The following is an 11,787-nucleotide window of genomic DNA, read 5'->3' on the forward strand; positions in this document are numbered from 1 at the left end:
CCACCAGCCCTATTCGACAGTCCGGGCGTTCTCGGTGTCGATCATCCGGGTACGCAATGTCTGCAGGCTGTCGTCGTCGAGTCCGAGACCCGACGCGAAGTACTCGTCGATAGTGCCGTATCGACGCAGCGCCTCGTCGACGGCTGCTTCGAGGTATTTGCGCTCGACCCCGAGCAACGGGACGAGCAGCGAGCGATCTCCGCCGAGCTTCTCGAAATGTACGAACATCTCCTCGAACTTCGGAAGCAGCAACTCGTTCGTCAGCATGTAGTCGTCGAAGACGTCTTCCTCTGTCGCCCCCGCGAACATGAGCAGCGCTGCGGCTGCCCAACCGGTCCGATCCTTTCCGGTGGTGCAGTGGATGAGCGCGGGAACGTCGCCCATTGCGATATCGAGGAACATCCTCCGATACGAACACTGCGCGCTCGACAGCGTGACGAGGTCGCGGTACGTCTCGAGGAGAAACTGTTCCCCCCTCCCACCTCCGAATCCGCGCACTGCTTGCACTGGATCGGCCACCAGGTCGCCCATTGCAGCAGCAATCGACCCCGCATCCTTGTCGGCGAGGACATCGAGGTCCACACCCTTTGCTCCGGGTGGCAATCTGTCCGGAGCCTGATCACGTTCGTCCACCGTTCTCAGGTCGAACACGGTGGTGATCTTCAGCTCGGTGAGGACGTCCAGATCGGTGTCGGTGACGGCACTCAGATCTGTGGACCGGAACACCACTCCGGTGCGGATCGTCCCACCGAAACTGCTGGCGCTGCCTCCGATGTCCCGTAGGTTGGCCAACGAAGGAACCGCGAAAGCCGCCATACCGGGGTCATTGCCCACCTCATCGGTCATACGCAACAAGCTACCGCCGGCGGGGACATTCGGTAGCCGCTTGCCACACCGGGCATCACCCCCGGCCGGAATGGCCCTCGGTGTCGATCATCCGGGTGCGCAATGCCTGCAGGCTGTCGTCGTCGAGTCCTAGTCCGGCTGCGAAATACTCGTCGATCGTGCCGTACCGACGGAGCGCCTCGTCGAAAGCACTCTCGAGATAAGCGCGCTGAACCCCGAGCAGTGGGAGAAACAGAGCACGGTCGCCACCGGCGGCTTCGAACCTGGCGAACATCTCTTCGAACTCTGGTAGCAGCATCTCATTCGTCAACATGTAGTCGTCGAAGACGTCCTGCTCGGTCGCGCCGGCGAACATGAGCAGCGCTGCGGCGGCCCAACCCGTGCGATCCTTGCCTGCGGTGCAGTGAATGAGCGCCGGAACATCTCCGTGGGCGATACCGGTGTACAGCTGACGGTACGAGGTCACTGCACTCTGCAGGGTGATGAGTTCTCGGTAGGTGCCGAGCAGATGTTGCTCGGCGCGCCCGTCCCCCAGATGAGTTGCGGCAGCAGCAGGGTCGGCGACCACGTCGGCGAGGGATCCCGCGACCGAGCCCGTCGGACGATCCGCGAGCACATCGAGACCGATGAGTTTCGCGCCGCCGGGTAGCCGGTCCGGGCGCCGCTCACGTTCCTCAGCCGTCCGGAGGTCGTACACAGCTGAAATCTGCAGCGAGGTGAGCACATCGATATCGGTGTCGGTGAGATCGACCAACGCTGTCGAGCGAAAGACCACACCGGTGCGAATGACACCACCGAACGAGCTCGCTCGGCCACCGATGTCTCGGAGGTTGACGAGCGACGGAACCGCAAAAGTCGGCGTGACATCGGTCGCATCCACGGCATCGGTCATGCCACCCAAGTTACGCAACATGATCCGATCCAGCAGCACACGGTCCCACCTTTCGTTGCAGTAGATCAATTGTTCGATTTTCCTTGTATATCGCTTGTATGTTCGATAGACTTCGATCATGGGTGGGGACCTCTGGAAATACAACGACACACAACTCATGGCCGAGACGCTCGCCGTCTCCGCCGAAATCCATACCTGGCAGGCACACCGCCTGGATCTGATCATCGCGATGATCGAACGCGACACCGTCAAAGAGCACGGCTACCGCAGCCCCGCCCACTGGCTGTGCGCCGCCACCAACCTCGAACTCGGGGAATGCCACCGCATCGAAACACTCGCTCGGCTCTTACGGTTGGAACCGGAAGTGCGCGAAGCCTATTCATCCGGCCTTCTCGATGCACAGAAGGCACGGCAGATCGCCTACTTCTGCCAGCACTACCCCCGCACCATGAACCCCTGCGAGTTCGAGAAGGCCCGCGACATCCTCATCGAGCACGCCAGCAAGAAGGTCGCGACCACAGCGACCGTGCGGGCATTGATCCGCCGACTCGAACACCTCTTTGGCACCGGCGACGGACCACCACCGGGTGAAGACTCTTCACGCAACGAACTGTTCGTCTCGACCACCTGGCACGGCCGGGTCGTCATCAAAGGCGAGTTCGACGCGCTCACCGGCGCGCGTCTGCGGCATCTGCTGTCCCCGCTGGCCACACCACGACCGGAGGTAAATGGCGTCAAGGACGATCGGCCGGCGTCGAAACGCAACGCCGACGGGTTCGATCAACTCCTTCAGTTCGTCGAAGCCGCCGGACTCGCCCCGGTCGAAGGCGGCGTGAAACCGCACGTGACGGTCACCGCGTCGATCAACGACCTGACGACCAACACTGCGGTGAAAGAACTATTCGTGAACTCCCCAGAACAGGGATACGCCACCGAACCGTGGGCCGGGCCGTTGTCGATCGACGCTGCCCGGATGCTTGCGTGTGATTGTCAGGTCACCCGGATCCTTCTCGACGAACACGGGGTGCCGCTCGCGCACGGGCAGACCCGCCGCACCGCGAGTCGGGAGCAGCGACGTGCCCTGGCAGTCCGTGACGGTGGATGCGCTTTCCCGGGGTGTTCGTCACCACCGGCGTGGGCGGATGCGCATCATCTTCGCCATTGGGTCGATGGTGGTGATACCGATCTCGACAATCTGGTATTGCTCTGTGGTCATCATCATCGGTTGATGCATCACACCGAGTGGGAGGTGGAGATGACCGGCGAGCGTCGGCCGCAGTTCATCCCGCCCGTGAGTGTGGATGTGTTCCGTAAACCGATACCGGGGAACAGGCCGGATCTGGTCGCGTAGCTCCACCACAGAACACAGAATCAGCCACCGTTACCAGGGCACTCGTGTGCCCTGGTAACGGTGGCTGGCTTTACTTCTAGTTCGCCAGTGGTCTGCAGTCGGCATCACACCCAGGGTTCGTCGCGGGATGCTCGGCGGTGGCAGGCCGGTGCAGCACTCCAGAGGTCGGCCGGACATGCAGCACCGACCCATCCAGTTCCGCCTTCCCGTCGACGATCAACGAGTATCCGCCCGGGATCGCCGGTGGGTACACGAGTGAGACGCCCGGATGCACCTGCGCGTTGGCGCCGGTCCGGCGACCCGGCTCGCCGATGCGGAACACACCATCGACGAGGACCGGAGTCACCACAACCGCGTGTGGCTTGGCGTCGGTACCGGTGGTCAGCAGGTAGGCGTACTCGAAGTCACCGAGCGCGGCGTCGAGTGCGTCGAGGTCGACCTTGATGCTCATGGCGCCAAGAGTGCGCCCTCGGCGCGCCCGAGGTCAACGTCAGGACACCGGGCACGCGCTACCGAAATTCACGCCGGTACCCACAGCCACCCGACGGCCTGCCAAAAGCAGGTCATCGGTCCCGCGGGCCACAACATTCGCATCTCTCCGGGCGATGTGCAGCGAATGTGTTGTCATATCCCTTCAATGCTTCTGCAACGCCCGAGACGCCCGTCGCTGAGTGAAGTCACAATGCCGATTCGTCGAGTGATCGACGCGATTCGTCGAGCGCTAGTTCGAGGGTTACGACTCTGCGATACAACGCCTGAATTGCGGCCATGCACACACCGTTGGCGTCGACGACGGGGATATGTCGTTCGGAGAATCCGAGCCCGAACGCTGCAGCAAAATCCTGGGCCATGGGGCCGAGGTGCCGGACCGAGTGGTGGTCGAACCCGTACGTCCATACGCTGAGCGGCAATTCGCCCAGTCGAACGAGAATTTCGTCGGCACTGACCGGTGTTTGCGCCGGAATTCCACGTCTGCGGGTGGCAATTGACCGCATCCACGCAACCGGATGCCGGCTACGTGCCGAGAGTCGAGCGCGCCGGCGCCCCCGGGCCGTGGAAATCCACTGCCCGGGGAGCTCGGGGAGTCTCCTCTCGATATCTTTTCGGTCACGCTCATTCGTGAGTGTCACGGGAACTCTTCCTTTACCGCTCGACCGCCTGGACGTCGTGCTTGATGGTCGCGTCACTGGGAACCAGCAGCGCAAAGAAGTTCGTCAACGCGGTGACGATGATCGTGAACAGGTCCATGGTTACTCCTCGGACTGTACGGCGCTTGCCGCATCTGGTGAATGTGCCGGCCATTCCGGCCACGACACCAACTCTCCGCTGACAATCTGCACGGCGAATCCGTGCGGACCCCACATTTGTTCCCCGCGCGGCCACGGTCCGCCTCATCCGTGGCAGCACGGTGGAGTCGTGAGGTGCCGGAGAGGAGACTGGAACAGTTCGGTGAGGAGGCTGGCTCGATGAGTCGTCGCACGATTCTTCTGCTGTCCGGGCTCGTCATTGCGTTGGTCGCGATGGTGGTGGCATCCGTCGACTGGTCCGATATCGCACGACGCGACCCCGCGCGCAGTCTGCTTCTCGGACCGCGCGAGTCGTTCGCAGCAGCACAAGGCCCGTATCTTCCGGTATTCAGTCCGACCGAGATGGCACTGTTCGTCTGCGCTGGAGTGGCATTCCTCGTCGCCGGCGCAGTCGCGTGGACGTACCGCCCACACGATCTGACCGGACTGCTTCTCGTCGTTGCGGGTGCGCTGTGGCTTCTGGGTGGGCTACGTCGCTCCAGTAACCCAGTGGCATTCACCGTCGGTATCGTTGCAACAAACCTGTATCTGCCGTTACTTCTCCAGGCTGTGATCGGTTTCCCCACCGGTCGCCTACAGCAACGTTGGGAACGGTGGTTCGTCGGCGCCGCGTGGGCACTCGCTGTGGTCGGCGTCGCGGCCGAATGGATGTTCTTCGATCCGCGCGCCGCAGAGTCGATACAATCGTCGACCTCCACGAATCTGCTGCTGATCCGGCACGGTCCCGAAATCTCCGACGCGATCCAACTCGGTGTCGGTACGGGGGCAGTTGTGCTCACCGCGATCCTCGTCGGTGTGGTGGTCGCCCGCTTGAAACGGGGATCTCCGGCATATCGAGCGGGGTTTGCGCCGCTCGGGATCGCATGCGCAGCTGCAGGACTCCTCACAATCGCCACACTCGCCATCGCAGTTCCGGGCTCTCCCCATACCTGGATTCTGAATCTGCGCTATCCCGGGGCCGCACTGTTCCCACTCGCCGTCGCGATCGGACTCGTCCGATACCGGCTCACCCGGGCGGCCGTAACCGACGCGATGGTCGAGATCGGCGACATCCCCATCGACGTCGGTTTCGTCGATGCGTTACGCCGCGCCGTGCACGACCCGAGCCTGGCCCTGTGGACATACTCGGACGGCACCTACCTCGACTCCGACGGCGAACCGCAGACCTTGCCCCGCCGCTCCCGCACGCGGGGATTCACTCTCCTCGAACACGAGGGAACACCCGCTGGGGCGCTCGTCTACGACGCCACGTTGGAAGCCCAGCCGGAACTACTCGCCGCGGTGCGTGGCGCAACCAGCCTGGCCCTCGACCACGATCGCCTCCAGCGCGCCCTCGAGGAGCAGCTCGCCGAGGTGCGCCGGTCTCGCGAACGCATCGTCACAGCGGGCGATGTGCAACGGCGCCGCCTCGAGCGCAACCTGCACGACGGCGCTCAGCAACGGCTGGTAGCGGCCTCACTGCTGCTCCGCCGGGCACAGCGAACCGACGACGGTATGCAGATGCGCTCGTTCCTCACCGACGGCGCTGCCGAGCTGAACGCCGCACTCACGGAACTGCGCGACCTGGCGCGTGGCGTCTACCCGCCGGTGCTGGCCGAGCGAGGTTTGGCGGTCGCATTGAACTCGATGGCCGAGCGAGCACCGATTCCGGTGTGCATCGACGAAGATCTCGAGTCACGGTTGCCGAGCCACGTCGAACTTGCCGCGTACCTCATCGCATCGGAAGCTGTGACCAACGCCGCGAAGCACTCGTCCGCGACCCTTGTGAGAATCATGGTGTACCGCGAGGGCGATACGCTCCGCTTGACGGTCACCGACAACGGATCGGGCGGCGCCCGGCGGGTTCCCGGAGGCGGATTGGACGGCCTGTCGGATCGTGCCGAAGCCCTCGGCGGCAGCTTCACTCTCGACAGCCCGACCGGCTGCGGCACAACTTTGACGGTCACGCTGCAGCTTCGCGCGGACGCCGACAGCTGACCAAGCGACACTTCCGCACCGCCGCGCCGCGCGGTTCAATGGATGAGGGGTCGTCGGCGGAAGGTGCAGGCGATGGCGGTGAACGGTCGGCTGGAGGCCGGTTCGGTGTTTGCCGGATACAGAATCGAGAAGTTGCTCGGTGTAGGCGGTATGGGGGCCGTCTATCTGGCGGCCCACCCGCACCTACCGCGCACGGTTGCGCTGAAGCTTCTCCATTCCGGTCTCACCTCGGATGACTACGTCGCCGCCCGCTTCGAACGCGAAGCCGGGCATGTGGCGCGCCTCGAACACCCGAACATCGTGCAGATCTACGACCGCGGACGAACCGACGACCGCCTGTGGTTCACGATGCAGTACGTACCCGGAACGACCGCCGCCGACCTGATCGTTGCCGGCCCCACGCCGGTGGAACGAGCCCTGCATATCATCACCGAGACCGGGAAAGCGCTCGACTATGCGCACCGCGCGGGCGTTCTGCATCGCGATGTGAAGCCGGCGAACATCCTGATCGTGGAACCCGCCGGCCCCGGTGAACGAGAACGTGTCCTACTCACGGATTTCGGTATAGCAAAGGCCCTCGACGAACCGGGACGTCTCACCCGTACCGGGGTGTTCGTCGCGAGCCTGCACAACGCCGCACCAGAGCAGTTCGACACGACGGTGGAACTCGATCCCCGCGCCGATCTCTATTCACTCGGCTGCACGTTCTATCATCTGCTCACCGGACGACCCCCGTACCCGGGTGAGACGCTCCCGCAGTTGTGGCACGGACACGCCCGGGACCCGATCCCGCGGCCGAGTGCACTGCGTTCCGATCTCAGCCCGGCAATGGATGCCGTCGTTGCGCGGGTACTGGCGAAGAACCGGAACGACCGGTACGACACGTGTCGGGCGTTCTGCGACGCTGCGCGGGCAGTGCTGAACCGCGATACGGGCGCACTGCTCGATCCCACCCAGGTGTCGCCCTTACCGACCACACCTAGTGCTCGCACCGGTCCGCGGCGCCGGCGGTCCAGCCCCTTGCGTGTCGTTCTCGCCGACGACTCTGTGCTTCTTCGGGAAGGGATCCGAAGCCTGCTCACAGATGAGGGTCTCGACGTGGTCGGCGAAGCAGACGACGTCGAGACCTTGATCGATACGGTGGCACGAACTCGACCCGACATCGCCGTCGTCGATATCCGGATGCCGCCGACCCACACCGTCGAGGGCATCGAAGCCGCACGAACGATCCGCACCGAATATCCCGAGACCGCAGTGCTACTGCTGTCGCAGTACGTCGAATCCGAGTACGTGATGGATCTGTTGGCAACCGGCGCAGCAAGTGTGGGATATCTACTCAAGGATCGCGTCGGCGACATCGACGAGTTCGTGGACGCACTCCACCGTGTCGCCGACGGCGGGTCGGCGATCGATCCCGGTGTGGTGAGCCGGATGGTGTCGCGCCCTCATTCTGATTCGAGGCCGATCGACGACCTGTCGGCGCGGGAACGCGAGGTGCTCACGCTCATGGCCCAGGGCCGATCCAATCGCGCGATCGGTGCGACACTGTTCCTCGGCGAACGCACCGTCGAGGCGCACATACGGTCGATCTTCCTCAAGCTCGGGCTGCATCCGGAACCGGAGGACCATCGTCGCGTGCTCGCGGTGATACGACATCTCGAGGCAAGCACACCCTGATCACAGCACTTGCTCAGACGACAGCAGTTGTTCAGGCGACAGTGGCGAGCACCCTGTCGAGCGCGGCGATCGCCTCGTCGAGTTCCTCGGAGGTGACGGTCAGGGGCGGCCGGAAACGGATGCCGCGCTGCCCCGAACCGATCATGAGGACCTGCTCCTCGTGGTACAGACGAGCGAGCACTCGGTCACGAAACTCCTGTGATGGCAATGTGATCGCGCACATCAGCCCACGGCCCCGCGGCTCGGTGACGATCGGATACTGCGCCGCGAGCTGCCGCAACGCAGCCAGCAGATGCGCACCGGTCGTCCGCGCACGATCGACCAGTCGATCGCGCTCGATCACTTCGAAGATGCGGCGGGCACGCACCATGTCGGTGAGGTTTCCACCCCAGGTGGAGTTGAGCCGCGAAGACACCGCAAAGACATTGTCCGGAACCTCGTCGAGACGCCCACCGGCCATGATCCCGCACACCTGGGTCTTCTTCCCGAACGCAACGATGTCGGGCTCGATGCCGAACTGTTGGTACGCCCACATCGTTCCCGTGATGCCGACTCCGGTCTGCACCTCGTCGACGACCAGCAGTGCATCGTGCTCGCGGCAGAGTGCCGCGATCGCCTGGAAGAACTCCGGCCGGAAATGGTGATCGCCGCCTTCACCTTGAATGGGTTCGGCGATGAAGCACGCGATGTCGTGGGGATTGTTCGTGAAAGCAGCACGGGCCTGCGCGAGCGCGCGTGCTTCGTCCTCCTCGACGGCGCCACCGTCACGCAGGTACGGAGCATCGATGCGAGGCCAGTCGAATTTCGGGAAGCGATCGGTCTTGACGGGATCGGTGTTGGTCAGCGACATCGTGTATCCGGTGCGCCCGTGGAACGCTTCTGTCAGGTGCAGCACCTTGGTCCCCAGTGCGGGATCGCGACCGTGCGATTCGTTCAGCCGGCTCTTCCAGTCGAACGCGGCCTTGAGTGCGTTCTCGACCGCGAGGGCGCCACCGTCGATGAAGAACAGGTGCGGTAGTGCCGGATCGCCGAGTATTCGCGCGAATGCGTCGACGAAACGGGCCATCACCACGGTGTAGATATCGGAGTTGCTGGGTTTGTTGGCAGCAACCGCGGCAAGTTCGTCCCGCAGCGCAGGATCGTCGGCAATGTCGGGGTGGTTCATCCCGAGAGCGGACGACGCGAAGAAGCCGAACATATCGAGATAGCATGTGCGGTCGCGGCGGTCGACGAGGCGCAACCCTCTCGAGCGTTCGAGATCCAGGACAAGGGGAAATCCGTCGGCCACCATGTGCGCTCGGATGACGGCGTGTACCCGGTCGGGTGCCACGACTTCGGCACCGTCCCGATCACGGAATGCAGTGCTCATATCCGCGAGGGTACGCGAACATTTTCAGCCCAGCCGTAGTTTCAATTGAAGAACAAAGCGTCGATATGTCACTTCTCGTAAAATGTCTGCAGCACGACTGTGCTTCGAGTGGCAACATTCGCAGTCGCGCGGATTTCTTGGAGGAGATACTCGAGTTCCCGCGGCGTCGCAACACGCACAAGGAGCATATAGCTTTCATCGCCCGCCACCGAGTGACACGATTCGATTGCTTCGATGTGACGTAGACGTGCGGGCGCGTCGTCGGGTTGGGACGGGTCGAGAGGGGTGATCGCGACATACGCCGACAGCATGAGGCCGAGTGCTTCCGGGTCCACCTTCGCGGTGTAGCCGCGAATCACGTTCCGGGACTCCAGTCTGCGCACTCGCGACTGCACCGCGGAAATCGACAACCCGGCCTTCTCAGCAAGCACCGACAAGGTGGCGCGTCCGTCCGCAATCAGTTCACGCAACAGCAACCTATCGATCTCGTCCAACGACTCTTTCGAAGATTCCGGCACCAGCGCAGGTTAACCGAGCGACAGAGGACCCACCGATGAATGCAACGGACACTTTCAGTAATCGTGCGCGCACCGCTGTGCAGAAGTGCGGCGCCACGCTGCCCGACGGCGATGGTGCTCTGGCGGCGACCACACCCATCGACGGCACCGAACTCGCACAGCTGGAACCACACACCGCGGCCCAGATCGACGCGGCGATACACGCTGCCGCAGACGCGTTCGAGCAGTGGCGCAACGTCCCCGCTCCCGTACGAGGTCGGCTCGTCCGCCGGTTCGGTGATCTACTCGTCGAGCACAAGCACGATCTCGCCGAGATCGTCACGCTCGAGGTCGGAAAGATACCGTCCGAGGCACTCGGCGAAGTCCAGGAAATGATCGACGTGTGCGACTTCGCCGTGGGCCTGTCGCGGCAGCTCTACGGACGCACCATGCCCTCCGAGCGACCAGGCCACCGCTTGATGGAGACGTGGCACCCCCTCGGTGTGGTCGGTGTGATATCCGCGTTCAACTTCCCGGTGGCGGTGTGGTCCTGGAACACCGCGATCGCGCTGGTGTGCGGCAACCCTGTGGTGTGGAAGCCCTCGGAGACCACTCCGCTGACCGCTCTTGCGTGTGACGCACTGCTGCGTCGTGCCGCAGCGGACGTCGATGCGCCCCCCGGCCTGCATCATGTCCTGCTCGGCGACGCTACCGCGGGTGAAGCGCTCGTCGACGATCCACGGATAGCGTTGGTCAGCGCCACCGGTTCGGTCCGGATGGGACGGATCGTCGCGCCCCGGGTCGCCGCACGGTTCGGCCGCTGCCTGCTCGAACTCAGTGGCAACAACGCCGCGATAGTCACCGCCTCGGCAGATCTGGAACTGACCGTGCGGGGAGTCGTGTTCGCCTCGGCAGGCACCGCAGGACAACGCTGCACCACGCTGCGCCGGCTGATCGTGCATCGCTCCGTCATCGACAACCTCGTGGAGCGCCTCGCGACCGTATACCGCGGGCTCCGGGTAGGGAACCCGTTCGACGAGGGCGTTCTCGTGGGACCGCTGATCTCCTCACACGCCTACGATGCGATGCGCTCGGCCCTCGACCGCGCCGAACTCGACGGGGGCATCCTCGTAGCAGGTGGGCAACGGGTGCAGGTGCAGGGCGACGGCGTCTACGTCTCTCCAGCGCTCTTGCGGATGCCCACGCAGACCGACGTCGTACGTGAAGAGACGTTCGCACCCGTCCTGTATGTGCTCCCCTACGACGACTTCGACGAAGCGATCGCTCTGCACAACAATGTTCCCCAGGGATTGTCGTCGTCGATCTTCACTACCGACCAACGCGAGGCCGAGCGCTTCCTTGCGCGCTCGGACTGCGGTATCGCCAACGTGAACATCGGCACGTCCGGCGCCGAGATCGGCGGCGCGTTCGGCGGGGAGAAGGAAACAGGCGGGGGACGCGAATCCGGCTCCGACTCCTGGAAGGCGTACATGCGTCGCGCGACCAACACTGTGAACTATTCCGACGGCCTCCCACTCGCCCAGGGTGTCGAGTTCGGATGATCAGTCGAGTTCGGACGAAGTTCTGTGGCCACCCGTTGCGTCAATGGTTACGCAGCGCGTCGATGAGCTCGCTCTTCTTCATGTCGGAGTACCCGGTCAAGCCCAGCTCTTTGGCGCGCTTCTTCAAATCGGCGACAGTCCAGTCGTCGTAGGACCCGGCTTTCCCTCCCTTGCGACCGACATCGGATTTTCCGCGATTCGCCACGGCGTTCGAGATGCGGGCAGCTTTCTCCTTGGACGCACCGTCGTCGCGGAGGTCCTCGTACATCTTCTCGTTCTTGATCGACGGATTCGGCATTGCGGTCTCCT

General features: G+C 63.7%; 11 protein-coding genes. 4 read left to right on the top strand and 7 right to left on the bottom strand.

The window, feature by feature from the left end:
- Positions 1-9 precede the first annotated feature (9 nt).
- Positions 10-816 (bottom strand): tyrosine-protein phosphatase, encoded by an 807-nt coding sequence (locus ACTDXD_RS01110; protein WP_440127490.1) that lies wholly within the window; start codon positions 814-816, stop codon positions 10-12.
- Positions 817-901: 85 nt separating this feature from the next.
- Complete coding sequence (locus tag ACTDXD_RS01115; RefSeq protein ID WP_440125384.1) at positions 902-1,738, bottom strand: tyrosine-protein phosphatase; 837 nt, start codon at positions 1,736-1,738, stop codon at positions 902-904.
- Between the two features lie 118 nt (positions 1,739-1,856).
- On the opposite strand from ACTDXD_RS01115, the gene ACTDXD_RS01120 reads away from it, so the two are divergent.
- Positions 1,857-3,089, top strand: a complete 1,233-nt coding sequence (locus ACTDXD_RS01120) for a DUF222 domain-containing protein (protein WP_440125385.1) — start codon at positions 1,857-1,859, stop codon at positions 3,087-3,089.
- A 76-nt stretch (positions 3,090-3,165) separates the two neighbouring features.
- On the opposite strand, the gene ACTDXD_RS01125 is transcribed toward ACTDXD_RS01120, so the two are convergent.
- Both ACTDXD_RS01125 and ACTDXD_RS01130 read right to left on the bottom strand, forming a co-directional pair.
- Positions 3,166-3,540 (bottom strand): pyridoxamine 5'-phosphate oxidase family protein, encoded by a 375-nt coding sequence (locus ACTDXD_RS01125; protein ID WP_440125386.1) that lies wholly within the window; start codon positions 3,538-3,540, stop codon positions 3,166-3,168.
- Positions 3,541-3,766: 226 nt separating this feature from the next.
- Complete coding sequence (locus ACTDXD_RS01130; RefSeq protein ID WP_440125387.1) at positions 3,767-4,084, bottom strand: tail fiber domain-containing protein; 318 nt, start codon at positions 4,082-4,084, stop codon at positions 3,767-3,769.
- 471 nt (positions 4,085-4,555) lie between these two features.
- On the opposite strand from ACTDXD_RS01130, the gene ACTDXD_RS01135 reads away from it, so the two are divergent.
- Together ACTDXD_RS01135 and ACTDXD_RS01140 are read left to right on the top strand one after the other, a co-directional pair.
- Positions 4,556-6,373, top strand: a complete 1,818-nt coding sequence (locus tag ACTDXD_RS01135) for an ATP-binding protein (protein ID WP_440125388.1) — start codon at positions 4,556-4,558, stop codon at positions 6,371-6,373.
- A 72-nt stretch (positions 6,374-6,445) separates the two neighbouring features.
- The gene (locus ACTDXD_RS01140) at positions 6,446-8,050 is read left to right on the top strand and encodes a protein kinase domain-containing protein (RefSeq protein ID WP_440125389.1); all 1,605 of its coding nucleotides are present in this window, start codon (positions 6,446-6,448) and stop codon (positions 8,048-8,050) included.
- Between the two features lie 31 nt (positions 8,051-8,081).
- Here the strand turns inward: ACTDXD_RS01140 and lat are convergent, their stop codons facing one another.
- The gene (gene lat, locus ACTDXD_RS01145) at positions 8,082-9,419 is read right to left on the bottom strand and encodes an L-lysine 6-transaminase (protein WP_440125390.1); all 1,338 of its coding nucleotides are present in this window, start codon (positions 9,417-9,419) and stop codon (positions 8,082-8,084) included.
- Positions 9,420-9,487: 68 nt separating this feature from the next.
- A complete protein-coding gene (locus ACTDXD_RS01150) occupies positions 9,488-9,937 on the bottom strand; it encodes an Lrp/AsnC family transcriptional regulator (protein ID WP_440125391.1) in 450 nt (149 codons plus the stop codon).
- Positions 9,938-9,972: 35 nt separating this feature from the next.
- Between ACTDXD_RS01150 and amaB the strand changes: the two genes are divergently transcribed.
- Positions 9,973-11,478: an L-piperidine-6-carboxylate dehydrogenase gene (amaB, locus tag ACTDXD_RS01155; protein ID WP_440125392.1), complete on the top strand. Its 1,506-nt coding sequence runs from the start codon at positions 9,973-9,975 to the stop codon at positions 11,476-11,478.
- 40 nt (positions 11,479-11,518) lie between these two features.
- Here amaB and ACTDXD_RS01160 read toward each other — a convergent pair whose 3' ends face one another.
- The gene (locus tag ACTDXD_RS01160; RefSeq protein ID WP_440125393.1) at positions 11,519-11,776 is read right to left on the bottom strand and encodes a DUF7218 family protein; all 258 of its coding nucleotides are present in this window, start codon (positions 11,774-11,776) and stop codon (positions 11,519-11,521) included.
- Between the last annotated feature and the right edge of the window lie 11 nt (positions 11,777-11,787).

Origin of the sequence: Rhodococcus sp. SJ-3 (assembly GCF_051918125.1) — a bacterium.
Taxonomy (GTDB): domain Bacteria; phylum Actinomycetota; class Actinomycetes; order Mycobacteriales; family Mycobacteriaceae; genus Rhodococcus.